The sequence below is a fragment of the Actinacidiphila glaucinigra genome, from assembly GCF_035918135.1.
In the GTDB taxonomy this organism is placed as follows: Bacteria; Actinomycetota; Actinomycetes; order Streptomycetales; family Streptomycetaceae; genus Actinacidiphila; species Actinacidiphila glaucinigra.
The window spans coordinates 267,202-291,422 of the sequence record NZ_CP109144.1 but is presented as its reverse complement, the minus strand read 5'-3'; the positions used below and the strand labels follow the sequence as shown (position 1 = coordinate 291,422).

General features: G+C 68.3%; 21 protein-coding genes. 9 read left to right on the top strand and 12 right to left on the bottom strand.

Annotated elements, in window-relative coordinates:
• The first annotated feature begins 20 nt into the window (after positions 1-20).
• Positions 21-1,448 carry an MFS transporter gene (locus OIE69_RS01360; RefSeq protein WP_326570083.1) on the top strand — a complete coding sequence of 476 codons (1,428 nt, stop codon included), beginning with the start codon at positions 21-23 and terminating at the stop codon, positions 1,446-1,448.
• Positions 1,445-2,308, top strand: coding sequence for an MBL fold metallo-hydrolase (locus tag OIE69_RS01355; RefSeq protein WP_326570082.1), 864 nt, complete (start codon positions 1,445-1,447; stop codon positions 2,306-2,308). Before OIE69_RS01360 ends, OIE69_RS01355 begins: the two co-directional genes overlap by 4 nt.
• 149 nt (positions 2,309-2,457) lie before the next feature.
• Here OIE69_RS01355 and OIE69_RS01350 read toward each other — a convergent pair whose 3' ends face one another.
• From OIE69_RS01350 to OIE69_RS01320, 7 genes are all read right to left on the bottom strand, one after another.
• Positions 2,458-3,417 (bottom strand): NADP-dependent oxidoreductase, encoded by a 960-nt coding sequence (locus tag OIE69_RS01350; protein WP_326570081.1) that lies wholly within the window; start codon positions 3,415-3,417, stop codon positions 2,458-2,460.
• A gap of 997 nt (positions 3,418-4,414) precedes the next feature.
• A complete protein-coding gene (locus tag OIE69_RS01345) occupies positions 4,415-5,080 on the bottom strand; it encodes a 3-oxoacid CoA-transferase subunit B (protein ID WP_326570080.1) in 666 nt (221 codons plus the stop codon).
• Between the two features lie 50 nt (positions 5,081-5,130).
• Positions 5,131-5,889 (bottom strand): CoA transferase subunit A, encoded by a 759-nt coding sequence (locus OIE69_RS01340; RefSeq protein WP_326570079.1) that lies wholly within the window; start codon positions 5,887-5,889, stop codon positions 5,131-5,133.
• 104 nt (positions 5,890-5,993) lie between these two features.
• Positions 5,994-6,854: a fumarylacetoacetate hydrolase family protein gene (locus OIE69_RS01335; protein WP_326570078.1), complete on the bottom strand. Its 861-nt coding sequence runs from the start codon at positions 6,852-6,854 to the stop codon at positions 5,994-5,996.
• Positions 6,851-7,315, bottom strand: a complete 465-nt coding sequence (locus tag OIE69_RS01330; protein ID WP_326570077.1) for a nuclear transport factor 2 family protein — start codon at positions 7,313-7,315, stop codon at positions 6,851-6,853. Before OIE69_RS01330 ends, OIE69_RS01335 begins: the two co-directional genes overlap by 4 nt.
• A gap of 166 nt (positions 7,316-7,481) precedes the next feature.
• A complete protein-coding gene (locus OIE69_RS01325; RefSeq protein WP_326570076.1) occupies positions 7,482-8,612 on the bottom strand; it encodes an NAD(P)/FAD-dependent oxidoreductase in 1,131 nt (376 codons plus the stop codon).
• A gap of 294 nt (positions 8,613-8,906) precedes the next feature.
• On the bottom strand, positions 8,907-9,509 hold the full coding sequence (locus tag OIE69_RS01320) for a VOC family protein (protein ID WP_326570075.1): 603 nt from the start codon (positions 9,507-9,509) through the stop codon (positions 8,907-8,909).
• Between the two features lie 561 nt (positions 9,510-10,070).
• Here OIE69_RS01320 and OIE69_RS01315 point away from each other — a divergent pair.
• Together OIE69_RS01315 and OIE69_RS01310 are read left to right on the top strand one after the other, a co-directional pair.
• Positions 10,071-10,211, top strand: coding sequence for a hypothetical protein (locus OIE69_RS01315; RefSeq protein WP_326570074.1), 141 nt, complete (start codon positions 10,071-10,073; stop codon positions 10,209-10,211).
• A gap of 101 nt (positions 10,212-10,312) precedes the next feature.
• Positions 10,313-11,332 (top strand): zinc-dependent alcohol dehydrogenase family protein, encoded by a 1,020-nt coding sequence (locus tag OIE69_RS01310; protein WP_326570073.1) that lies wholly within the window; start codon positions 10,313-10,315, stop codon positions 11,330-11,332.
• 106 nt (positions 11,333-11,438) lie between these two features.
• On the opposite strand, the gene OIE69_RS01305 is transcribed toward OIE69_RS01310, so the two are convergent.
• Positions 11,439-13,631 carry a SpoIIE family protein phosphatase gene (locus OIE69_RS01305; protein ID WP_326570072.1) on the bottom strand — a complete coding sequence of 731 codons (2,193 nt, stop codon included), beginning with the start codon at positions 13,629-13,631 and terminating at the stop codon, positions 11,439-11,441.
• Between the two features lie 455 nt (positions 13,632-14,086).
• Here OIE69_RS01305 and OIE69_RS01300 point away from each other — a divergent pair, with 455 nt between their 5' ends.
• The 4 genes from OIE69_RS01300 to OIE69_RS01285 all read left to right on the top strand — a co-directional run bounded on the left by OIE69_RS01300 (position 14,087) and on the right by OIE69_RS01285 (position 18,454).
• Positions 14,087-14,668, top strand: coding sequence for a TetR/AcrR family transcriptional regulator (locus OIE69_RS01300; protein ID WP_326570071.1), 582 nt, complete (start codon positions 14,087-14,089; stop codon positions 14,666-14,668).
• 541 nt (positions 14,669-15,209) lie between these two features.
• Positions 15,210-16,694, top strand: a complete 1,485-nt coding sequence (locus OIE69_RS01295) for a DHA2 family efflux MFS transporter permease subunit (RefSeq protein WP_326570070.1) — start codon at positions 15,210-15,212, stop codon at positions 16,692-16,694.
• Positions 16,695-17,254: 560 nt separating this feature from the next.
• Positions 17,255-17,683 (top strand): hypothetical protein, encoded by a 429-nt coding sequence (locus tag OIE69_RS01290; RefSeq protein WP_326570068.1) that lies wholly within the window; start codon positions 17,255-17,257, stop codon positions 17,681-17,683.
• A gap of 270 nt (positions 17,684-17,953) precedes the next feature.
• Complete coding sequence (locus OIE69_RS01285) at positions 17,954-18,454, top strand: hypothetical protein (RefSeq protein WP_326570067.1); 501 nt, start codon at positions 17,954-17,956, stop codon at positions 18,452-18,454.
• A gap of 186 nt (positions 18,455-18,640) precedes the next feature.
• Here the strand turns inward: OIE69_RS01285 and OIE69_RS01280 are convergent, their stop codons facing one another.
• The 4 genes from OIE69_RS01280 to OIE69_RS01265 all read right to left on the bottom strand — a co-directional run bounded on the left by OIE69_RS01280 (position 18,641) and on the right by OIE69_RS01265 (position 21,930).
• Positions 18,641-19,195, bottom strand: a complete 555-nt coding sequence (locus OIE69_RS01280) for a MarR family winged helix-turn-helix transcriptional regulator (RefSeq protein ID WP_326570066.1) — start codon at positions 19,193-19,195, stop codon at positions 18,641-18,643.
• Between the two features lie 926 nt (positions 19,196-20,121).
• Positions 20,122-20,820, bottom strand: a complete 699-nt coding sequence (locus OIE69_RS01275; protein ID WP_326570065.1) for an IS3 family transposase — start codon at positions 20,818-20,820, stop codon at positions 20,122-20,124.
• 105 nt (positions 20,821-20,925) lie between these two features.
• Positions 20,926-21,312 (bottom strand): hypothetical protein, encoded by a 387-nt coding sequence (locus OIE69_RS01270; protein WP_326570064.1) that lies wholly within the window; start codon positions 21,310-21,312, stop codon positions 20,926-20,928.
• A 30-nt stretch (positions 21,313-21,342) separates the two neighbouring features.
• The gene (locus OIE69_RS01265) at positions 21,343-21,930 is read right to left on the bottom strand and encodes a YrhB domain-containing protein (protein WP_326570063.1); all 588 of its coding nucleotides are present in this window, start codon (positions 21,928-21,930) and stop codon (positions 21,343-21,345) included.
• Positions 21,931-22,227: 297 nt separating this feature from the next.
• Between OIE69_RS01265 and tgmC the strand changes: the two genes are divergently transcribed.
• Positions 22,228-23,187, top strand: coding sequence for an ATP-grasp peptide maturase system methyltransferase (gene tgmC, locus OIE69_RS01260; protein ID WP_326570062.1), 960 nt, complete (start codon positions 22,228-22,230; stop codon positions 23,185-23,187).
• The last annotated feature ends 1,034 nt before the right edge of the window (positions 23,188-24,221 follow it).

Here is a 24,221-nt window from a genome sequence, read left to right as displayed (position 1 = left end):
CGGTGAATCCCATCCCTACCGTGAGACACACCGTCCCGGTCTCCCCTGCGCGGGGGGACCGGTGGCGGGTCGCCGGTCTTCTTCTGATCACCCTCGTGGGTGCCCTGGTCAGCAGCCTGGGCGCCCCGCTCATGCCGGCCATCGCCCACTCCACGCAGGTGTCCTTGGCGACGGCTCAGTGGACCCTCACCATCACCGTCCTCGTCGCGGTGGCGATCACCCCCGTGATGGGCAGGCTCGGTGACACCCGTCACCGGCGCATCGCGGTTCTGGTGGCACTCACGCTGGTGGCGATCGGCTCGGTCGTCGCCGCCCTGGGAACCTCGAACTTCCCTGTGCTCCTTATCGGCCGAGCCCTGCAGGGTGCCGGGCAGGGCCTGGCACCGATGACCATCGCGGTCGCCAGCGACACCTTCTCCGGCGATCCCGATCAGCGAAAGCGCGTCGTCGCGATCCTCTCGATCGTCAACGCGGCAGGTGTCGGGCTCGGTTACCCCCTCACCGGGGTTCTCGCCCAGGGTGCGGGCATTTCCGGCGCCTACTGGTTCGGTGCCGCGGTCACCGTGGCAGCCCTGCTCACCGCGCTGGCCGTCATTCCCGCCCCCCGCACCCGCCCCGCGTCTGCAATCGACGTGCCTGGCGCTGTCCTGTTCGTTCTACCGGTCACGGCTTTGATCCTGGCCACCTCCGAAGGCGGGAACTGGGGCTGGACGTCGCCGGCCACCCTCACGGCCGGCTGTACGGCGCTGCTCGTGGGCGCGGCCTGGACCTGGTTTGAGACGCGTACGGAGCACCCGCTGGTCGACCTCCGGCAGCTGCGGGTACGTCCGGTGCTCAGCGCCCACGTCACCGTGCTGCTGGCCGGGATCGGCATGTACCTGCTGCTGTCCGTGAGCACCCGCATGATTCAGGCACCGTCGACGACCGGAGGGCTCGACAAGTCCGCAGTGGTCGCCGGTCTCCTCATGCTCCCGCAGGCGCTGGGAAGTCTTGCCGCCGGATGGATCACCCGCCGACTGGGCATGTGGCTCCCGGCACGCTGGACGCTGCCGCTGGCCGGCGTCGTGATGATGTCCGCGATGGCGTTGTTCGCCCTCTGGCGGCACAGCCTGCCGGGCCTGGTGGCCGCGATGCTCCTGGCGGGCATCGGGATCGGCATCGTCTTCTCCACCGCACCGGGACTCATCGTGGAGAACACCGGCAGCGATCAACGCGGCAGCGCACTCGGCTTCAACCAGGTCTTCCGCTACGTCGGTTACGGCTTCGGCAGCGTCCTGACCGCCGTCGTCCTGGAATCCCGCACACCGCGTGGATCGCCATACCCCGATGACAGCGGCTATGCCGTGGCGGCTCTCGCCGGAGTGGCCATCTGGCTGCTCGTCGCCGTGGTGAGCGGCGTGACCGGTCTCCGGCGCCCCGTACAAGCCTCTCCAGGAGAAAAAACATGACCGCGACCCCCGCCCCCAGCGAAGCCATGCGTCTGGGGGACCTGAACGTCCGCTACCTTCCCGACGGCATCATTCGCGCCCATCCTCTGCAGGCTTACCCGGAACATGCGCACCTCGCGCGGGATTCCGAGCTGAAGCTGCTCGACGAGGACTGCATGCTGCTGCTCAGTGTCGGCGCCCTCCTCGTCGAGACACCCGCGGCACGCATACTCATCGACACCGGAATCGGGCCGCGTGCCATCCCCATACCGTCACCGGACCCCGCCCTGGCCGCGGGCGTGATGGCCGGCGGGCAACTGCTCGACAGTCTCGCGGCAGCGGGCCTTCGGCCTGGCGACGTCGACGCGGTCCTCCTGTCCCACCTCCACGCCGACCACGTCGGCTGGATCACCGCTGACGACGACACCACCAGACCCACGTTCCCCAATGCCGAGTACTTTGTCGGCGTCGGTGAATTCGACTTCTGGGGTCAGCCCGCCAACATGGCACGTCTGACCGCACCGACCCCGCAGCAGTACAGCGTCATCGGTTCACGCCGCCACAACCTGCGCACCGGCGACGAGCCCTACCAGGGAATCGAAGCCCTTCTCACACCCGGGCACACCCCGGGACACGTGAGTTTCGTCCTGTCCGGGTACGGTACTCAGCGCGCGATCGTCGTAGGCGACGCCATGCACACGGCCGCCGAGATCCTGCACCCGGACATGTGCTGGACCGGCGACCTCGACCCCCAGGCCGCGGTCGCCTCCCGGCACGCGCTCGTCGGCGAACTCTCCCGGCCCGGCACCGCGACCATCGGCCCTCACTTCACCGGAACGGTGTTCCCCACCCGTACCTGGCGGTCGGGAAGTTACACGTGATTGGTACCGGGCGGACACTGGCCCCCGCGGCCCGGAAACTCAGCGCGCCGCGTTCCACGCGTCGCGCCGAGCGGTCCGTTCCCCTGAGGCGGTCGTCTCGCGGTGCGAGAGGCCTAAGATCGGTGACGCAGCCGGCCGCCTCAGGCGGTTCAGAACTCCAGGACGAGGCGTCCACGGACGCCACCGGCCTCCATCTGACGATGGGCCTCGGCGGCCCGTTCGGGAGGGAAGGTGCTGGCCACGCGTAGGGTCAGCCTTCCAGCTTCGGTCAGTTCACGCAGGTCATCGAGCCGGCTGCGGTCGCCCAGGTAGTCCGGGACGAAGGCCATGTGCATACGCAGAGACCGCCGCCGCATCTCCTCGGGGCTGACGGCGCGGGATCCTTCGCCGAGGACGGTGACGATGACGCCGCCGTCATGGACGGCCGGGGCCACCACAGCCGAGCCGATGACCGCCGCGTCGACCAGCCCTGCCACTCCCGCCGGGACTGCTCGCAGGATGTGCTGGGCAACATCGGCCCCCCGCGGTACGACGATGTCGGCACCGAACGAGCGCACGAGTTCCTCATCGGCCTGCGAGGCGTCCGCGACGACGGTGAGTCCGTCCGCCTTGGCCATCTGGGTCACGTAGCCGCCGACGGCTCCCGCTGCGCCGGTGACCGCGAGCGTCTGCCCCCGTGAAAGCCCGGTCAGGTCGACAGCGAGCCGCGCGGTCAGCCCGTTCATGGGCAGGGTAGCCGCCTCGGCATGGGTCGTCCCCTGCGGCGCCCGGGCGACCTGCGCCGCGGGCAGGACGACGTATTGCGCGTAGGCGCCGCCCAGGGGACCCCTCGGGTCGGCCATGGCCATCACCCGGTCCCCGAGACGCAGATCGGTTTCCACATCGCTGCCGATCTCGTCCAGTACCCCGGCTGCTTCCATGCCGGGGACATAAGGGGGTGCGGGGGACGTGGGTCCCAGCGCGCCATTGCGCAGGTAGCGGTCGCCAGGGTTCACCGTGGCGGCGTGGACCCGGATGCGTACCTGTCCGGGACCGGCATGAGGCTCGGGCACCTCAAAGACGCGCAGGGCTTCCGGCCCTCCGAATTGGGATACTCCCACTGTTTTCATGATTCCTCTTCATGGGCCGAAGTTGCGTGTGCGTGGCAGGGAGGGGTCGTGTCCAGCCGGGCATCCGGCCGGGTCAGCCGAAGACGTGTACAGACCGTTCGGCTGAAGCACTTTCGATGAGGTCCGTCAACTGGTGGCCTGTGTCGGCGTAGGTGAAGGCCGTAGCTGTGCGGGGCCTGCGCGGAGGCCGCGTAGGTGGGTGGAGAGCGCGGCGATGTTCTTGGCGGGGCCGACGAGGTCGGGGATGCCGGCCGAGTACCCGCGGGACGGCGCTCCGTCCAGGCCAGGCCAGGTCTGATCGATAGCGACGCCGACGATCAGACAGATCTGCCCATGGCGACACGAACGATCTCCTCCACCGTGTCAATCAGACATGCACGGGCAACTCCCGTCCAGAGGAGCCGCCACGCAGGGCCTCGATGAGCGGCAGAGGGTTTTGCTCCCGGGCATACGTCCCGTCTGCGATGCGCAGGTCTTCCGGAAGGCGTTCATCGCCACACGTATGACTCCTCCATGTCGAATCCTCTGCGCCCCATGGAACGGAGTGTATCTCCTCTTTGAGCGAACGATACAGATTGAACCGTGGGCGAAAAGGAGCGGATGTACGGAGAGGGGAGGTGGCGCAGTTCTTTGACCTTTCGTTCCACTTAGGGTTTACTGGCAGAGCCACCGGAACCCGGCGGGGCTCTGACCAGTCACCTCTCGACGGGTGTTTGCGTCACGGGCGACCCGCCGGTGAACGGACCGGCGTGCGTCAATCGCCTGTGCACCCTGGCGTCCGTGATCGTTCAATCCGGACTCTTGCGGCGCGGAGCCCACCCTATTCTTGAGCGTCCTCTCCGGAATTCGTCGCTCGGACAGGGTGCGGACATGGCCGTTCTGGGCACCGGTATCGACGCCGCGCATCCCGACTTCGCCGGCCGCATGGCGGCGGCGGAGAGCTGCGCCACTTACCTGGCCGTGGACTTGCGACAGCTGACGGGCACTTTGATGTCGGTCATCGCAGTGGGTCGGAAACGGAGAACGGCGGCTCGGTTGCCGCGCGCACCGTGTCGACAGTGGCGCCGCGACCGAGTTCCACCAGATGCAGGCCGTCGGCAGTCACGTCGAACACTGCCAGCTCGGTGATGATCCGGTCGACGACACCGCGGCCGGTGAGCGGCAGGGTGCATTCCCGGACGATCTTCGGGGACCCGTCGCGGGCAGTGTGTTCCATGACCACGACAACCCTGCGGGCGCCGTGGACGAGATCCATGGCGCCGCCCATGCCCTTGACCATTTTTCCAGGAATCGTCCAGTTGGCCAGGTCTCCGGAGGCAGACACCTGCATGGCACCGAGGATCGTCGTGTCGACGCGGCCGGAACGGACCATGCCAAAGGACGCCGCCGAGTCGAAGTAGGCGGCGCCGGGCAGGACGGTGACGGTTTCCTTCCCGGCATTGATCAGGTCCGGGTCCACCTCGTCCTCGTGCGGGTAGGGGCCGACGCCGAGGATCCCGTTCTCGGCGTGCAGCACCACGTGCACGCCGGGGGGAAGGTGATTGGGGATCAGAGTGGGCAGGCCGATGCCGAGGTTCACGTACTGGCCATCGGTCAGTTCCCTGGCCGCGCGTGCGGCCAGCGCGTCGCGCAGATCGCCGCTGTGGGTCCCGGTGGTCGTCACTGTTCCTCCTGCGTCGTGTTGTGGTGGGTGTGGCGTGTCGAGGGGGTGAGTCAGACGTCGTTCGGCACGCGCACCGTGCGGCGCTCGATGCGCTTGTCCGCGACGTCGGCGGCCACCACGCGGTCGACATAGATGCCCGGCAGGTGGATGGCGTCGGGCGGAATCTCACCGGGCTCGACGATCCGGTCGGCCTCCACCACGGTCGTCCGGCCGGCCATGGCGCACAGCGGATTGAAGTTGCGGGCGGCGGCGTGGAAGACGAGGTTGCCGTGCCGGTCCGCGACCGCCGCCCGGACGAGCGCGAAGTCGGTGGTGATGGCCTCTTCCAGCAGGTACCGGCGGCCGCCGAATTCCCGCACTTCCTTGGGCGGGGAGGCGACCGCCGTGCTGCCGTCCGGCGCGTAACGCCAGGGCAGGCCGCCCTCTTCCACGAGGGTTCCTGCACCGGCCGGGGTGTAGAAGGCCGGGATGCCCGTGCCGCCGGCGCGCAGCCGCTCGGCGAGGGTTCCCTGGGGCACCAGCTCCACCTCGAGCTCGCCTTCCAGGTACTGGCGGGCGAACTCCTTGTTCTCCCCGACGTAGGACGAGGTCATGCGGGCGATGCGGCCTGCCCGCAGCAGGAGTCCCAGGCCGCCGTCGTCGACACCGCAGTTGTTGGACACCACGGCCAACCCGGAAGTGCCTGCGGCGACAAGAGCGGAGATGAGGGTGGAGGGGATGCCCGAGAGCCCGAAGCCGCCGACCGCGAGGGTGGCGCCACGGGGGATGTCGGCCACCGCGTCGTGTGCCGAGCCGACCACCTTGTCCATCTGACTTTCCTTCACTTCGAAGTTGGGCGCACGCGCGGGATCACCGCCGTGTTGGCACACGGCTGGAGCACGTGCCGCCGGGCACCTGATCGGCGGCACACGACCTAGCGGGGGGCCGTGGGAGCCATGAGCACGGGGTTGCGGAGCCGGCCCAGCCCCTCGATCTCCACGGTGACCACGTCCCCGGAGCGCAGGTATCCGCCGGTCGCCAGGGCGACGCCGCCGGGTGTCCCGGTCAGCACCACGTCGCCGGGCAGCAGGGGCGTCGTGGCCGAGACATGCGAGATGATGTCCGGGACAGAGAAGATCATCTCGCTGGTACGGGAGTCCTGGCGCACCTCGTCGTTGACGTATGTGCGGATCGCCAGGTCCAGGTCGGTGCCGGTCTCGTCCACCGTGACCAGTGCCGGACCCATGGGCTTGAAATGCGGGAAGGACTTTCCCCTCCGCACTCCGTCGATGTCGGTGACGACGCCTTCGGTCATCGCCGCCAGTTGTACGTCGCGGGCGGAGACGTCGTTGACCGCGATCAGCCCCGCGACGTGGTCCCACGCCCGTCCCACCGGGATGTCCCGCCCCGGCCTGCTGACCACCACGGCGAGTTCTGCCTCGTAGTCGACCTGCGAGGGGGCCTCTGCCGGCAGCCAGATGGGGTCGTGGGGCCCGGTCGCGCTCACGCCCGTCACGGTGATGAATACCGGGGCGGTGGGGGTCGGCATGCCGGCCTCCGCCACGTGGTCGCGATAGTTCGCACCGGCGATCACCACAGTGCCCGGGGCCGCCACCGGTGGCAGGAGCACCGCGTCACGCATCGGTATTCTGCTGCGGACACGGGCGGATCGGGCCCGTTCGATGCCCTCCGACAGCAGATCGGCGACATCGAGGTGGGGGAGGTCCAGCAGGGCGAGTTCATCACCCTCGCCGCGGGCCAGCCCCGCGGTCGTGCGGTAGAGGCGCACGGTCATTCACCTCCCGCGATGATGTCCACGACCCGCCGGGCGATGCGCCAGCGGCCGTCGTCGCCCTGCACGAACCGGTCCGTGAGCAGCGTCACCGCACGAGGCACCGGAGCAGTGCCCGCCCGCTGGTCTGCTTGCCGGTACAGATGCAGGTACGTCTGCGCCTCCGCCTCAGTGGGCGACAGCAGCCGGAACGAGGAGGCGGCCGGGACGTGCACGCCCTGCTTGGCGCTGTCCTCCTGCCGGGCCTGCATGGCTGCGGCCAGCCCGGCTCCCGAGAAGGACCACGGACCCATCACCATTTCACCGTCCGGGGTGAACAGTTCCACGGTGCGCGCGGCCTCGCCGTCGTCGACCCATCGGAAGATCGCGTCGATCACGTCCAGGCACGCCACCCGGGCCCGCAGGGCCGCAAGGTCGGGTTCGGTACCAGGCTGCCGCTCCGCCGCGGTGGTTGGTTCAGCCATCACTGAGCCTCATCTTCGGGATTAGGGTTGTGCGTCGTTGAGTGAGCCTTCTCGGTGGCCCCGGTGGAGGGTGACCCCAGGCGTGGCTGACACGCCCGCGATCTGGCGTGTGGGGTGTCACCCTCCTGAATGCCGGCTCACCCGATGGGTGGCCGTTGCGGCAGGCTCAGTGGCCGAGGGCCCAAGCGCGCTCGGTCAGGCCGAGCTTGTCCGTGTACATGTCCACGAGCAGGTGGTCGCCCTTGAGCTGCGCGACCGAGGCATCGTCGAGCAGATCCTCCTGGTTGACCAGCCAGCCGGTTCCCTTGCCCGGGCCGAAGGGCACGACGAGGTGCGGGAAGGGGTCTGCGAACGTGGCGTCCTGCCCCTCCTCCTCACCGGCGATGTGCCGCCGGATGTTCTTTGCGGCCACCTCCGCCTGCAGGTCGGCGAGGAACGCGGTCGGCAGGCCGAGATCGGCGATGTCGCCCACCGCGTAGACGGTCTCGTGGTCCTCGACCCGCATGTCGTCGCCCACCCGCACGGTTCCCGAGGTGTTTCGGGCCGCTGCCAGGCTCCCGGCGAGATAATCGGAGGGCACCGCCCCGCCGAAACAGCGCAGCCACAGGTCCGCTTCGATCGTCTGGCCCGTAGTGGTCTGCGCCGTGAACGGCGCCACCACCCCGGCCGGCGCCTCGGGCAGTTCCGTGAGGCACTCTCCCAGGCGCAGGTCCACCCCGGACTCGGTGATCATCTTCCGCAGTGCCGTCCGCAGCTTTTCGGGGTAGTTGCCGCCGAGCACGTCCGAGGAAGGATCGAGGAGGGTGACCTTCTTGTCCGGCCACTGCGCCAGGATCTCACCGGCCATCTCGATACCGACCGCACCCGCGCCCAGGATCACTGCGTGGTCCGCCCGTTCCAGCTCCTTGGCGGTCCTGGCGTAGTTGTCCTTGGACCTTTCGCTGCTCTCCTCCGCGTCCTTGGCCGGGAAGGGGTACCGCGATCCGGTCGCCAGCACCAGGAAGTCCGGACGCAGGACCTCACCCGAGACCAGTTCGACGCGGCCGGGCTCGACTCGTGCGGCCCGATCGTGCACCACGCTGCCCCGCGTGAGCAGGCGTTCGTAGGACATGAAGATGTTGGGCGCCCAGTCCGGCTGCACCGTCGCGCGCAGTGAACCGATGTTGTGGCGGAAGGAGTCGCGCGGCTCGACGAGGACGACGGCGGCGATGTCGTCCAGCTCCCGGGCCGCACGGATGCCGGCATAGCCGCCTCCGATCACCACGACACTGGGACGGCTGTCGGATGCCTGGGACATGTGCTGTTTCTCCAAATCGGTTGTTGTCGCGGCCGGCACGTTCGTCTGCAGCCGCTGCGGGAGCTGCTGGGATCCACTGCGTAGTGCTCGTTTCAGACCGTCTCGATCAGCAGCGACGGTCGGCACACGACGCCCCGCCGGGACATCAGAAGCGGGGGAGCGGAGGCTGGTGCGGCGGGCGGCTGTCCGTCCGGGATCGTCCGCCGCACCAACCAGGGCCCGCGCGAGGGTCGCCGCGGGCAACCTGCCTCTCGTGTACCCGCACAAAGACGAGAGGCAGGTGCTTTTAGGAGGTCACCAGGTCGGCTTGACCAGATCCTCGAAGGACTCGCCGGCCCGGAAGCGCTGCACCAGGTCGTCGAGGTCGATCGGGGCGCCGCCGGGGCGGCGGAGCCAGACCTCGCCCTGCATGAAGTCTTCGGCCTCCTCCGCCGTGGTGAAGTTGTCGATCTGCAGTTCCACCAGGTTGTCCTCGGGGTCCCGGTAGTACATCGAGGTGGTCACGCCGTGGTTCATCGCCAGAACCGGCCATATCTCGGCAGCGGCCAGCCGCTGGTAGGTGTCCAGCAGCTCCAGGAGCGTGTCGTAGGTGAAGGCGATGTGGAACAGCCCCGTGGCAGGACCGGCGAGCGCCTGGAAGATGTCGGTGTCCGCGGTGATGGGGGCGGGCTTCTCCCGCTTCACGATCGGTCGGACCGGCTCGGCCCGGTCGGGGTTCTCCAGGTCGCCCATGTTGGCCAGCGCGATCCGGTGGTGCTCATCGTCATAGGTGATAAAAGCCGAAGCAGGGTCCTCGTGCATGACCTTGCCGTCGAGCACGGTCACATACCATTCCCGCATTTCCTTCAGGTGCTGCGTCCGCAGGACCACATGTGCGAGCTTGGCAGGAGACGCCATCGTCTTTCCTCCTTGTGGTGGGACGGCCATTGGGCCGGACCGACGTTGACCGCAAGCCTGGGTGCGGCCGCGCCCAGGCTGAAACTGCCGTCAGGGCCATAACGACCCCGTCGGCGCAGCATCCGCTGACGCCGCACGACAGGAGCACGGTGGGCAGATGTGAAGGCCTGCGCGGGCCGAGGCGTCACCACGTCCTGGGTGCGTTCGCCGTTGACCCGTCCCAACCCGTCATGCGGACGGCCGCCACGGTGACCAGCCGTCGCGTCAGCGACGGCGGACGGGGCTATCGGCCGGTGAGGGCCGGATGTGCTCGGTCATGCGTCCCATGGTGCGGCCGACGCCTTTGGCGGCCAAGAGGAACATTAGTCACTAATGAAAAGTAAGTTTCGGCACCGCGCATGGACGCGCGGTCCGCAGACGCCACCCGGGTGCCCAGCGCGGCGCGATCGTGTCGCGGACACCGCCTTGCGCTCCTCAAGGGGGCGGCGGAGCGTGCTATGGGTTGGCCGTCAGGGTTGTGAACAGGGCATCGTCCGTATCGGACAGACTTGTCTGTTAGTTTTGCTGCGCCGGGGCGAACTGACCCTGCTCATCGACGGCACCCTCGCCGCGGGCAGGCTGGAGCAGAACCCGGCGATACCCGCTGCTGCCAAGGACGCGGCGTGTGCCGCGGTCGAGCGGGCCTGCCCGCCTGCCGCCTGAGGGCACGGCCGATTCATCCGCTCCGTCGCCGGCGTTCGCGCCGTGGACGGGGAGCTCGATCCCCCAAGAAGAACAGACCTGTCCGTTCGAAAGGAACCATCTTGACATCCTCCCGTCTGCCGGTCGGCGCCACGATGCGTGCCGCGGTGCTCGAAGAGTTCGGCGGCCCTTTGACCCTGAGCGAGATCGCCAAGCCGACGCCCGATCCGGGCCAGGTGCTGGTGCGGATCGCGGCCAGCGGTGTGAATCCCCTGGACACCAAGATCCGCGCAGGAAGGGCAGGCCACGCCCGCAGCGTGCTTCCCGCCGTGCTCGGCCTGGACCTCGCCGGCGTGGTCGAGGAGGTCGGTGCAGATGTCACGGGCTTCGCGCCGGGCGACGAGGTCTTCGGGATGACCGGTGGGGTCAGCGACCTGCAGGGCTCCCTCGCCGAGTACGCGGCGGTGGACGCCCGTCTGCTGGCCCGTAAACCTCCCGCTCTGACCATGCGTCAGGCCGCAGCACTTCCATTGGTGTTCATCACCGCCTGGGAGGGCCTGGTGGACCGGGCGGGGGTGCGCGAGGGGCAGAAGGTACTCGTGCACGGCGGCGCCGGCGGCATCGGGCACGTGGCCGTCCAACTGGCCCAGGCCCAGGGCGCCCTGGTCTACGCCACCGGCTCGCCGCGAAGCCTCGAGACCATCGCACGCCTGGGCGCGAAGCCGATCGACTACACGTCCACGTCGGCCGAGGCGTACGTCGCCGAGCACACCGGCGGGCAGGGCTTCGACATCGTCTACGACACCGTCGGCGGAGAAACGCTCGACGCGTCCTTCACCGCCGCGCGCACCTACACCGGGCACGTGGTGAGCGCCCTCGGCTGGGGCACCCACGGCCTCGCGCCGCTGTCGTTCCGAGGAGCCACCTACTCCGGAGTCTTCACACTGCTGCCGATGCTCACCGGTCGCCGGCGCGAGCACCACGGCGGGATCATGCGGCAGGCCGCCGCCCTCGCCGAGGCAGGCGCGCTGGAGCCCCGCGTCGACACGCGCCACTTCACCCTGGCTACGGTCGCCGCGGCGCACGAGCTGGTCGAGCGCGGGGAGGCCGACGGCAAGGTAGTCGTGGACGTCGCCGAGTGACCGCTCCGGTCCGGCCGTCCAGCGACCGGACCAGAGCGCATGTGTCAAGGGGTGGTTGCGGACGAGCCGCTGAGCCCATCCACGCAGCACGAGTTCGGCCTTGGAGTCATGCTCGCTCCTGCTTGGAGACATCCGCCCAGACCGTCTTGCCACGCCCGTTGGGCGAGCTGCCCCACGTGGTGGCGAGCCAGTCCACGATGCCCATCCCCCGCCCGTGCTCGGCGATCTGGTTCGTCGCGGGCGAGCTGGTGACGGAGGTGGGTATCGGGGGTTTGGCATCGGTGTCCCGTACTTCGAGATGAACTCTGTCGGGATACTCGCGCAACCGTACCTCCACCTCGCTGTCGGCGTGGATGAGCGCGTTGGTGACGGCTTCCGAGGAGATGACCTCCATGTCGTCGACGAGACAGGAGAGCCCGCGGTGGCGCAGGAAGCCCCGGACAAAGCGCCGCGCCGCTTTGACGCCCTGGATGTCGTGCCGGGTGATCGACATGCGGTCGACTCTTGGCAGCGGGGTGGAGGGACTGCCCTCAAAAAGGGCCAACAGCAAGACGATGTCATCGAAGGGGCGTGCGGAGCACCCCGTATCGACCACTCCTTGCATGATCATGTCCGCGAGCCCGTCGAGGGACCTGCGTTCCACGTCCTCGACCGACTCCAGTAGTCGACGGGCGTCGACGGAGGGATCGCCGCGCGGCTCGCAGGCCAGCCCGTCGGTGTACAGCATCAGCAGCGTATCCGGCGCGATAGGAGTCTCGAGGGTGGCATAAGCGTGCTCCCCGGGCATGACTGCCAGCGGGACATTGGCAGGCGCCTGCACAGAGACGATTGTCCCGTTCGGTCTGCGCAGCAGGGGCGCAGGGTGTCCGGCCAGGGCGACTTCGGCAACGCCGAACTCCAGGTCCACGCGAACGAAGCAGCAGGTGGCGTAGAGTTCGGTGTCCAGTTCGGCCAGCAGCGTGCTGGATCTGGCCAGGACGTCTGCCGGGTCGTGACCCTCGGCGGCGTACGCGTGCAGACTGCTGCGGAGCTGCCCCATGATGACCGCGCTGTCAGCGCTGTGGCCCTCCACGTCTCCTACGACGAGGCCTACTTGCCGGCCTGGTAGCGCGATGACGTCATACCAGTCCCCGCCCATTTCGGATGCGGTCGGGGGCGACTGGTAGCGGGCCGTCGCGACCAGCTCCGACCATTCGGGAAGCGTGCGGGGCAGCAGCTTGCGCTGCAAGGCGTCAATCAGCGTGTGTTCGGCTTCGGTGAGAGACTCACGCTCCATTGCTACGGCAAGGTGGGCGGACATCATCAGCAAGAGTGTCTGTTCATCGGCTGGGAAGGTTCTGGACGTGTCGAAGCCGAGCACGAGGCACCCGAGGACTTGGCCGCTGCCGGCGACGGGCACGACCGCCAGGGCCTCCTGGCCGGCGAGTTCGGTATCGGGGTAGAGGCGCAGGACTGCGGCGCGGTCCGGGAGGAAGAGGGGTCTGTTGGCGCGCAGTACATCGGCGACGGGGGCCCTGCGGTCGAGCGGGCAGCCATGGATGCTCCGTGCCAGTTGGGCGTTGCCGTCATGGCCGACGACCTGCAACCGGCCCGCCTGGCCGACCACCAGGACGAGGGCATGCGCACCGAAGGGCCTCATGATCAACTCACTGGCCGCGCACACGACGCCCTCCGTGCCGGAGGCGCGATTGAGCCGAGCGGACAATTTGTGGAAGTGGTACATCTGTGAGAGCGCTGAAGAACCAGCGAGCTCCGGCAAGCCCCATCGGTGCCGCCCCGCCGCCGGGGTCGTCTTCCCGAGCACCGGGACGATCATGGGTGTGGGTCTGATGGCGGACGCCTCTTCTCGGGGCGGCAGGCTGCGCAGGTCGGCCTCCAGTCGCGCACCCACTTCGGCAAGTCCGTCCAGTAGGCGTGGCGTCTCGGCAGGCCGGGGCGGGACCCACAGTGCGGTCAACGCGCCGAAGACTCCGTCCCCGGATGCGAGAGGAACCGAGACAACGGAGTACGGATAGGAGATGAGCTGCGACGAGGGATCCGCCTCCGGAGTCGCGACGGGCAGGCTCGAAGTCACGGGGCGCCCGGTCCGCCAGGCAGTAGCCGAGGCGTGGGTGCTCTCGTGGTGGATGCGGTCGGGCATCGTGAATACTGCGGGAGGCGCACCGCCCACGGCCGCAGCGATCAGGTCCCGCTCGCCCGCCTGGGCCACATAAACGATGGCCACAAAGGCACCAAGCTCTTGCACGGAGCGTTCGAGAGCGCCCGCGAACAGCTGGTCCTGGCATATGTCGGCAATCACGGCATGATCCGCCAACCTCGTGGTCGGTTGAACGAGCACCGTACGACTTCCATGATGGAGCCCGAGGCGAGGCGAGGCGAGACAGGGGCCGGGTAGGCGTCGTGGACGCCAGGACCACCTGGATCTGCGGTGCCCGCTAGCCAGCCCCGAAGCCGGAGAGGTCATCGGCGCCATCCCAGCCTGCGGTGGCCGCTGGCCTTGGCTGCACAGCGCTACGGGATCTGCGGCCCGAGAGATCACCCCCGGGCCTCGTGCATGCCGTGAGGACCCGCTGCAGTAGCCTCCAGGCCACGCGCTGGTGGCGACGGCCGAATGACGTCGCACGACATGCCTACAAGACCAGATGTCCGCCCCACCCGTGTCCGCAAACCTGTCCAGGAGCAGCCGGTGATGACCAGCCGCAAGACCTCCACCTTTATTTGCCGAACGTTCCAGCAATAGGTACGGTCAGGTTTATGGCACGTACTCGCGAGTTCGACACCGAAGCCGCCGTCACCGCTGCGATGCAGGCGTTCCGGCGTACCGGATACGGTGGAACTTCCGTGCGGGACCTAGCGAACGCCATGGAGATCGGCAGTGGTTCGATCTATGCGGCCTTCGGCAGCAAGGAAGGTCTCTACCTGGCTGCACTCGACTTGTACCGGCGGCGCTACGCGCTGCCGTTCATCGAGATGCTGCGCGCCGGCGGTGACGCGAGGGAGACGATCCGTGCGGCTTTCGCGGCAGTGATCGACGAAGTGACCTGCGGTCCCGGCCAAGCGTCATGCCTGATTGTGGGGGCGGCGATGGAGCGTGCGCACAGCGACGCGCAGGTGGCCGAGCGGCTTCGCGCAACGACGCAGCTGCTGGAGCTCACACTCTTCGAGGTCATTGCCGAGGCGCAAGGGCGGGGCGAGATCCCGGCCGGTCAGAGCGCCGCACACCTCGCCGGATTCCTCGCCATGACCTTCCAGGGCTTGCGGGTCATGGGGGCCATAAATCCGGATCGGGCCGCGCTGACGCAGGCCGCGGAGGTCGCCCTGAACTGCCTTCGCTGACTCCGTGGCGCCGGGCTCCGACCGGTGCTGTCGCCGCACGGCAGCCGCGCGTTTACCTGCCCGCTTAATTTAACGAGCGTTCGTGTTAAAATGGAGATGGGATGCCGGGTTCGGCGGAGGGATCAGGACTGGGCCTCATCTCGCCGCGACGTCAGCACGTCGCGACAAGGTTCGGTGCAGGCCGCCGCAGCCGCGCGCAACAACCGTGAAGAGCCTTTATGCAAGCCGCGAATTGCCTCCTGGCCGGCGCGTGGGGCGCGGACACCGTGGTCCGCTCTCTCCGGGTATCCGGGTCGTGCGGGGGCCACGACGCGCCCGCCGAACTCCGTCACCCCATGCGCGGCAACGACGCCCGCTTGTCCTCCCGGCTCGCCCCGGACCCGGGCCGGCGGAACCCAGATGGCGCCCGACGTCATGCCTTGTCCGCGCCTGACCTATGCCATCGAGCGCGCCTGCATCACCGGCACGGCGCAGACCTTCCACTCACGCGGCCCGGCTGAAAAGCCTGGCCGACAACCGACACCTTCAAGGATTGCCAGTCATGTCCCAAGACGTCCACCATCCTGACCCCCGGCGCTGGTTGGCCCTGCTGTTCATCGCCATAGCCCAGCTGATGGTCTTCCTCGACGGGGCGATCATGAACATCGCTCTGCCGTCCGCTCAGCATGACCTCCACTTCACTGACGGCGGCCGGCAGTGGGTCATCACCGCCTACGGCCTGGCCTTCGGAGGCCTGCTCATTCTGGGCGGGCGCCTGGGCGACCTCTGGGGCCGGAAGAAGGTGTTCGTGATCGGGCTGGTCGGCTTCGCCCTGGCCTCGGGCGTAGGCGGCGCGGCTCAGAACCTGCCCACGCTCCTGACTGCCCGCGCCCTCCAGGGCGTCTTCGGCGCGCTCCTCGCCCCCGCCGCCCTGGCGCTGATCTCGCTGGCGTTCACCGATGCCAAGGAGCGTGCCAAGGCCTTCGGCATCTACGGCGCCATCGCCACCGCGGGCGGCGCCCTCGGCCTGCTGCTCGGTGGAGTGTTCACCGAGTACACCGACTGGCGCTGGGGTTTCTACATCAACCTTCCCATCGCTGCCATCGGCATCATCGGCGTCCTGACTGTCGTCCGTGACGCCGGCGCGCACGCGGGTCGCGGACGGCTGGACGTCCCGGGGGCCATCCTCGCCAGCGGCGGTGCCGTCGCCCTGGTGTTCGGCTTCGCCAAAGCGGAGAGCGACGGCTGGGGCGCCGGTGTGACCATCAGCATGTTCGTCCTGTCCGCCTCCCTGCTGGCAGCCTTCGTCGTGCTGGAGGCCAAGGTGAAGTCACCGCTGCTGCCGCTGCGCGTCCTCACGGAACGCAACCGCGCGGGCTCCTATCTTTCCCTAGCTTTGTCCGTCATGTCCATGTTTGGGATGTTTCTCTTCCTCAGCTACTACTTCCAGCTGGTGAAGGGATACTCGCCGGTGCAGAGCGGTGCGGCCTTTATCCCGATGGCCGCCGCGCAGGCTATCGGCTCTACACAGATCGGCGCCCGCCTCTCGCACCGGGTTCGGCCCGGCTTGCTGATGGGTGTCGGCTACGCGGTGTCCGGCGCTGGTGTGCTGCTGCTCGCCCTGCTTGACGTCGATTCCTCGTTCGGCTTCATCGCGGTTGCCGAGATCGTGGTGGGTGTCGGAATCGGTACGGCGTTCATGCCCGCGTTCAGCCTGGGAGCCCACGGTGTCGAGCCCCGCGATGTCGGAGTCGCCTCCGCGATGACCAACACCGCGCAGCAGATGGGCGGCTCCATCGGCACCGCGCTGCTGAACACCATCGCCGCGAGCGCCACCACCGGATACGTCGCCTCCCACCACGGCTCCACATCCCTCACCAACCTGTCGCTGGTGCACGGTTACTCCATGGCCTACTGGTGGGGCACCGGATTCCTCGCTGCCGCCGCACTGGTCGCGTTCTTCGCCGTCAACGCCGGCAATCCGAAGCGACAGTCGAATGTCGCGGCCAGGAGCGCGGAGACCTCGGAACTCCAGCACGCAGAGTGACGAGAACAGGCCCAGGGGCGCGCCGCGCCCCCGCCGGTGCCTGACTGTGCAGGCGGTTGTCGGCGACATTTGAAAAGTGGTTCTGAAGCGCTTTCCGTGCTTGGGCACGGAGGGTCACCGAAACCGCGATCATGAACGGCCGTGGGTGATGTATTCCTGACCGCCCTGTGGTTCCACCAGGTCGAGGGCGTGCTCGCCGAGGAAGTGCTGTTGGGAGGGGATTCGGTGGTCGTACGGGCTCGCGCTGTCGCGGAGCGCGCGGGGTGTCCGAGCTGTGGCGTGGCATCGAGCCGTGTCCACAGTGGGGACGTACGGCGGCTTGCCGACCGTGAGGCTGGGGGATCCCCACAAGCCCTACCTCCACCAGCGATGGCAGGAAGACTGCACCAACGCCACCCAGCCGTTCGCGGAACTTCGCGGGCGCGGCTACCCAGGCGGGACCACGGCCCTCAGACGCTGTGTCCGCCGGCTACGCGAAGCCACTCCTCAGGCAGCTCCGCCCCGCAAGCCGTCTTCCGCGCGGGATGTGACCACCAGATAGATCACCTGCCACCCCGAGTATGGAGGCCCAGCAGCTCAAGGAGATCGTCGCGCGCTGCCCCGAGTTCGACCGGGCCGCTCTGCACGTCCGTGCCTTTGCCGAGCTGATGAACAACCGCCAGGGATCACGACTCAGCCAGTGGATCGAAGGGGTCCGCAGCAACGACCTGCCCGCCCTCCACACCTTCGTCAACGGCCTTGGCCGAGACCGCGACGCCGTGGTGGGCGGCCTGAGCCTGCCCCTTCAGCTCCGGCGCGGTCGAGGGACACAACATCAAGATCAAGGTGTTCAAACGCCAGATGCTCGGGCGCGCCAACTTCGACCTCCTGCGCAAGTGGGTCCTACTCGCAGCCTGAGTCCGTTCATGATCGCGCTTCCGGTGACCCTCCGTGGCCCAAGCACGGAAAGTGATCCAGAACCTGAAAAGTGGACCGGTATCGACGCCTGAAAGTTGACCCCTTCGGGGACCTGGCTCGTTGAGTCAGGCCGGAGGAGTGGTGATGAGCGTGGAGGAGGGGGCGGAGATTCGGCGGCTTCACCGGACCGAGCAGAAGCCGGTGCGGGCGATCGCTAGGAAATGGGGGACGTGAGGCACACTGTCCGCAGAGCGATCGCGGACGACGCGCCTCCGAAGTAGCAGCGGGCGCCGAGGGGCTCGATCGTGTAGGCGGCCGAGCCGCGGATTCTTGAACCGCTCAAGCAGTGGTGGGAGATGCCGGTGACGGCGATCCGAGCGTATCGGCTGGGAACGCGGACTGACTGTGCTCCCGAATCTGCGGCCGGCCTGTCGCCTGGATCCGGCTCGCGGACGGTTCATGAGCCCGGCGAGATCGGTCAGTGCGACCTGTGGTTCCCGCCCGCCGACATCCCGCTGGACTTCGGGCAGGTCGGACGGCCGCCGGTGTTGGTGGTCGCGGGCTATTTGCGGTGGATCGCTGCGCGGAAGATGCGCTCCCGGTCCGGAGCCAACTTGATCGCCGGACACTGGCGGCTGCTGACCGAGTTGGGGTCGGTTCCGCGGGTGCTGGTCCGGGACAACCAGGGAGCCGTCGGCTCCTGCCAGGCCGGTGACCAGCAACTCACCGATGACTTTGCCGCGTTCGCCGGTCTGCTGGGGATCAAGTTCCTGCTCTGCAAGCTGCGGGACCCGGAAGCCAAGGGCCTGGTTGAGCCGGCCAACGGCTATCTGGCGTGTCAGTTGCCATGCGTCCTATTGTGACGCTGGCCCCTCGGTGAGGAGGCCGGGGCGGTACCTGCCGGCATGGCTGACGGTGCGGCGCCGTTGGCCATATCCCGGTAGCCGCACCACTCCCGGGTGGTGCTCCAGCAGATGAGTAACGCCCGAGGCCGCCTCCCAACCCTGCGAACCCGTGCCGTCACCGGTACGTGTCATCGCTTTGCGAAGTCAGGTGATGGATCGCTGCGGCCGGTCGGGCTTCTGGGAGACATCGACGTCGGCGACCGCCTGAGAGGAGTGCCCCATCATGGGGTCGTCCGGGCTTACGTGGTGGGCGAGGGTGCGCAGCAAGGCACGGAAGGTGGCCCGCGACTCCTCGGGCAGGACGTCCAGGAGTTGCTGCTCGGCCAGGCCGACCGGGCCGCTGAGTTCCTCCCAGCGCTGTCTTCCGTGCTCGGTGGCGACGATGCGCCGACTCCTGCGGTCGGCGGGGTCCGGCTTGCGTTCCACCAGGTCAGCCCGTTCCAGGTCGTCCAGGAGATACGTCATGATCGTGCGGTCGATTCCTAGTCGTTTGGCCAAGGCCCGCTGGCTGTTGGCGTGGCCCTGGAGGGCAGCCATGAGCGTGAAGTAGCCGCGGGGGCCCCCAGGGATCTCGGCCACGGCCGCCTCGACAACCTTGGCATAGGCGCGGAATACCACACCGAGGGCAAAGCCGAAGTTGTCCTCCATGTGGACCCCGGCTTCCGGGTCCCCTGCACTGTTGCTGCGCTGCGAAGTCACAGCGACCACTTTAGTTGACGGAGACATTTGTTTCGTCTGCACTATAGAATGCAGATGCGACATACGGTCTTCTTCGATTCCCGGCACAGGCGCGCACCACCCGGCCGGGAAGGGTGAACGCTCACGGCTCCGATCGACAGACCGGACGGGCTCATGTCGCTGAAGTGGATCTACGAGAACATTGGTCGCGATCGACAACGTAGGAGGCCCTCACCCGGCAGACGCCTGGTCCACGCTCCGTGACAGCGGCGTTGTGCAAGGCACCGGCTGGACCGCCTGAATACCCGCGGCGTTCGACGGCATCATCGCTCAGGGCAAGATCCTGAACTCGCCCTTGCCCCATGCGGACGTTTCCCGGGGGACCCCTCGCGCCTCATGGAGTTGGTGCCCGCGAAAAGCTGACAGTTCTGCTCGGCTGGTGCGATTCATGCGGGCGCTACGACCGGGCGCTTGGCGCGGACGACAAGGGGGAACTTCACGGGCAGACTCGTCCTCCTAGGTTCCCGGGCGGCAGTGGGGGCTGCAGGACGATCTGGGCGTGATCCCGCCGGTGCTGCGCCACCTCCTGCGCGGCTGGGCCGCCGTATCCGGGAGGCGCCTGACGGGCCCGAGCGGGTTCATGAGGCTGACCGCCACCACGAGGCACGGATGCGGTTGTCGAGCAGGTCTTCCCACTGCGACAGCGTGGTGCAGTCCTGCGGGGCACGCGACCGCAGGGCGGTGTCGGCTTGGGTGAACGAAACGAGGATCCGCCGACGGATCGACTGCCCGGCACTGTTGCCGTGCTGTTGCCGTGCTGTTGTCGTCTGTGGCGGCGATGGTGTCTACCAGTGGCCACTGGTGGCGTACTTGTGTGAGCGCCTGGCGGGCAGCGGCGTTGGGTGGTTGAGCTTGTTCCGCTTTGACGGACACCCTTGATGTGGTGGTCAGGCCGCGAGGATGGCCTCGTAGTCGGCGGGTGTGCGGTATCCGAGGCTGCTGTGCAGCCGCTGCAAGTTGTACCAGCTCTCGATCCACTCGAATATCGCGGTGCGGGCGGCGGCCCGGCTGGACCAGGGACGGGCGTCGATCGGCTCGTTCTTCAGGGTGGCGAAGAAGGACTCGGCCAGCGCGTTGTCCCAGCACTGCCCGGTGCGGCCGACCGAGAGCCTGACGTCGAACTCCGCTGCCAGGAGGGCGAATTCATGGCTGGTGTACTGGCAGCCGCGATCCGAGTGGAACATCACCGGACCGGCCGGGCGGCGGGTGCGGCAGGCGGCCCGTAGGGCGTCGGCGACCAGTTCGGTTCGCAGGTGGTCGGCGGTGGCCCAGCCGACGACCCGGCGGGAGGCGATGTCGATGACGGTGGCCAGGTAGAGCCAGCCCTCCTCGGTGGCGATAAGTGATGTCGCCGCACCAGCGGGTGTCGACTGCGGCCGGGTCGGACTGGAAGTCGGGCAGGACCAGGTCTGGGTGGGTGGCCGCGTGCGGGTCGGGGACGGTGGTGCGGTGCAGGCGTCTGCGGTGCCGGCCGGCCAGTCCGGCCAGGCGCATGATGTCGTGGGCAGGTCTTGACTGACCGGGTGTGATGGCTTCAGCCCTTGGTGGGTGCCGGTGAGGGTGTGTCCCTGATGGAGGCGGAACATCCGGTCGCGGCTCGGCTTTGCGGTGGGGGAGGGCGCTGCCCAGAGGGCGGGGACGTTGGTGACGAGGAGTGCCAGGCCTTTCTGGTCGGGGCGGCGGCAGGAGCGTCACAGCCGGGTGATGTCGGTGATGAAGCCGAGCCGGGCGAGGTCGATGGCCGCGTAGGACTTGAGCGCGTATTCCTCCTCCCTCGGCCCGTCGCCGGCCACCCCGTTCCATGCCCGGGTGCAGTGCTTGAACTCGACGGCGGTCCGGCCCGCCGGACCGACGCAGAGCAGGTCCAGGTGCTCGATGCAGTCCGAGGCCCGCTGGCGGACCTCCAGTCGGGAGTGCAGGTGAGGCGCAAGTTCCCACAGGGTGCGGGCGAAAGCGTGCTGCAGATCTGCCTCGGAGTGGAACACCGGCCGGTCGCGGCACAGCCGGTCCATGACCGCGGCGAGCGGTACTTCTCCGGCGATCAACTGTGTGCCGCCGTCGGTGGCGTGCGATGTCATGGTCCGCTCCGTTGCTGGTGTTCTCACGTGTTACGGCTCGTCCGGCAGGCGGTTTCCTTGGGGGGAGATGCCTTGACGGATGGTCTCTACCGCGAACACCGGATTTATTGGTTCTACGAGTGCTGTGGTGGCGATGGCGATAAGGCCAGCGGGTGCGCTGCCCTGCTGCAATCCGCTCATATATGCGTGGGCTTGTGCGGGTGACAGCACGGGCAGTCTTTGCCGCAGGGTGCGTACGGCGTGAATGCGCCCGCGTGTGGCGGCGACTTCGCGTACCTCATCGTGCAGGTCGTCCACTGCGGTACGCACGGGTAGCCCTCGGATGCGGGCGCGGTAGTCCGCTTCCCAGTGCCCGCCTGCCGAGGAGACAACCCCGATCCGGTGCAGGCTTCCGTCGACGCGGTCGACCAGGTACGGGCCGTTCCCGATCAGCGCATACCGCCGGTTACCAGTGCGCACGTATTTGGCGGCCTGCCAGTAGACGATCCAGACCAGTTCGTGCTCATCGACACCCGACACCGCCGTGCGCACCGCGTGCGGATCGGTCGCTGCCCACTTCTGGTCCTCGCGTTCCAGCTCGCCTTCGACGATCCGCACCGCGGCTCCTCGCTCGATCATGCGTGCATCCTCCCGCGCACGCCCGAGACCGGACCAGCTGATTATGTTGACCGCGCTCGGCACGAAGCCAGTATCCGTCTGTGGTGGAGCGAGACCGTTGTGACCGAGCACAGCCCGTTTCCCTCTTGGGAAGAGCCGTGGGGCACCGAGACAGCCGCGGTGCTGCCGTCCCACTGAGGAGGCCCACCCTGCTACGCCGACCGCTGGAGAGGTCAATCCTGGCGAGTGAGCGGTCGACATCCCTGACGAGGGCGCCCCAGCCGACGTGTGCGAGACGGGCCTGTTCTGGGCACAGCGGTGGCCTGGGCCCGCGCCCGCCTCGTACAGGAAGGTGACCGAGGAGGCATCGCCGGGACGATCGTGCCGGGCGGCATCCGCGGGCAGATCCTGCGCCAGCCCACCAGTTCCAGCACGTTCCCGGGGCTGGTGGTGCGGATGCTGGAAGACCTGGAAGTCGCGGAAGGCACGCGGGTGCTCGAGGTCGGCACGGGCACCGGGTACTCAACGGCGCTGCTGTGTCACCGGCTCGGCGACGAGCGGGTCACCTCGGTGGAAGTCGACCCTGGCGTGTCGGCCAGGGCGGCGGCGGCCCTGGCGCAGGTCGGGCATGCGCCGCACCTGGTCGTCGGTGACGGCCTGGCCGGTCACAAGGACGGTGCGCCGTACGACCGGATCATCGCCACGTGTGGCGTGCTCACCATCCCGCAGGAATGGATCGCGCAGGTTGCCCCGGGAGGGACGATCCTGGCCACGGTATGCGGCTGGCTGTACTCGTCGGAGTTGGCGCGGCTGACGGTGCGGGAGGACGGCAGTGCGAGCGGGCGCCTGCTGGGCGGGCAGATCGCCTTCATGCTCGCCCGGCCCCATGCGCCGCCACCTTTGGGGATGCTGCCTGACACCGGCGCAGGCGTGGAGCGTGCCACGTCGGTGGGCGCGGACGTCCTGGACGACTGGACGGCGCGATTCGTGGCGCAGATCGCGGCGCCGCGGGCGCAGCGCGTCACGCTCGATGCCAACGAGCATTTGCTCCTGGACGTGGAGGCCGGCACCTGGGCGCTGGTGTACCGGGAGGGGCAGTCGTGCCGTGTCAGGCAGGGCGGCCCGGCCAGGCTGTGGGACGGCGTGGAGAGCCTGATCGCGCGGTGGCGTGAGGCGGGCGCGCCGGACCTGGATGGGTTCGGGCTGACCGTCACCCCCGAGGGGGAGCACCGGTACTGGCTGGACACCCCGGACTGCCCGCTGTCCCTGGACGGGTAGTCCCTGCAGCTCCCCTCCTTCCCGGAGGGGCACGCCCCCGACCTCCGTGGGGGCGAGCGGCCCGCTCCCGTGAGCGGGCCGTGCACAATCCCGCCGCGCACTCCGAGACGGCTCCCAGGGGTGCGCGGCGGTCGTGTTTCAGCGACGGGGTGTAACAGATCGCGGGCGTTGGCGTTGGGGGCTGTGAAGCGGGTGGGTGCTTTACGTCAACCCCGTGCAGCGCCCCGGGCAACGGTGACAACCGCTACAGCCCCTTCAACCACAACCAACCAGTCGCATCTGCAGGAAGACCTCTTCGTGCCATCGGCGGGCACCTGGGCCGAACCTCTCGGAGCTCTCCGCACGGAACACGGGCGTCGTCGCTCTCACGAGCACGGCAGGACAAAAGATGCCCCGCGGCATCGCGCGGACCAGGCCGGACGGTGGGGAATCGCGGCTGTTCCACTTGGCGGTGCTGCCACCGTGCCCGATCCCGGGCCGTCCGCTGCCCACGGCACGCCATCCAGGCATGAAGATCACGCACTGCGGCTGGAGCGCTGGAAGGCCAGTGTCAAGCACATGAACTTCCGTGCCACGCTCGCCGGGAGGCCACCCAAGCGTGGATGCTGCCCCGAGCGTCGACCGCGCATTGGATCGCGACCTGCGACCGAAGGGCCTCACCCTTTCTACGAATGCGCCGTCCAGCGACGTCAGACGTGATGTGCCGATTCCGAAACTGGGCCAGAACTTCGTCGGGGTGAGGGTGAGTCATGGCCGAGTGAAGGAATGTGCGGCTGTGGCGGAATTTGGCGTAGCGAGCGCTGTCCTGCCGGGCTACCTCCTGAGTCGGGCAGATAATCCGCAACACCCTCTTGGGGGTGCCGATGAGTGAAAGACCTCGTCGGCGGCATCGTTCGGACCCTTGGGGTGGCGCCACTCGCACGCCGGACAGTTCCCAGTCGGGGGCGATCGTGCTGGTCGGGATGCTTCTACCCGGCGGCGGAGTTTCCCCGGACTCAGAAAATGATCAGGCGGTCCTCGGAAATGACCTCGCT

Excerpts from the sequence above, each read along its gene's own strand:
- OIE69_RS01270 (WP_326570064.1), bottom strand. The coding sequence starts at position 21,312 with ATGACATCGCACGCCACCGACGGCGGCACACAGTTGATCGCCGGAGAA.
- OIE69_RS01320 (WP_326570075.1), bottom strand. The coding sequence starts at position 9,509 with ATGGCGTCTCCTGCCAAGCTCGCACATGTGGTCCTGCGGACGCAGCAC.
- OIE69_RS01330 (WP_326570077.1), bottom strand. The coding sequence starts at position 7,315 with ATGGCTGAACCAACCACCGCGGCGGAGCGGCAGCCTGGTACCGAACCC.
- OIE69_RS01325 (WP_326570076.1), bottom strand. The coding sequence starts at position 8,612 with ATGTCCCAGGCATCCGACAGCCGTCCCAGTGTCGTGGTGATCGGAGGC.
- OIE69_RS01265 (WP_326570063.1), bottom strand. The coding sequence starts at position 21,930 with ATGATCGAGCGAGGAGCCGCGGTGCGGATCGTCGAAGGCGAGCTGGAA.
- OIE69_RS01350 (WP_326570081.1), bottom strand. The coding sequence starts at position 3,417 with ATGAAAACAGTGGGAGTATCCCAATTCGGAGGGCCGGAAGCCCTGCGC.
- OIE69_RS01275 (WP_326570065.1), bottom strand. The coding sequence starts at position 20,820 with ATGTTCCGCCTCCATCAGGGACACACCCTCACCGGCACCCACCAAGGG.
- OIE69_RS01300 (WP_326570071.1), top strand. The coding sequence starts at position 14,087 with ATGGCACGTACTCGCGAGTTCGACACCGAAGCCGCCGTCACCGCTGCG.
- OIE69_RS01335 (WP_326570078.1), bottom strand. The coding sequence starts at position 6,854 with ATGACCGTGCGCCTCTACCGCACGACCGCGGGGCTGGCCCGCGGCGAG.
- OIE69_RS01290 (WP_326570068.1), top strand. The coding sequence starts at position 17,255 with ATGGAGGCCCAGCAGCTCAAGGAGATCGTCGCGCGCTGCCCCGAGTTC.
- OIE69_RS01295 (WP_326570070.1), top strand. The coding sequence starts at position 15,210 with ATGTCCCAAGACGTCCACCATCCTGACCCCCGGCGCTGGTTGGCCCTG.
- OIE69_RS01355 (WP_326570082.1), top strand. The coding sequence starts at position 1,445 with ATGACCGCGACCCCCGCCCCCAGCGAAGCCATGCGTCTGGGGGACCTG.
- OIE69_RS01340 (WP_326570079.1), bottom strand. The coding sequence starts at position 5,889 with ATGGACAAGGTGGTCGGCTCGGCACACGACGCGGTGGCCGACATCCCC.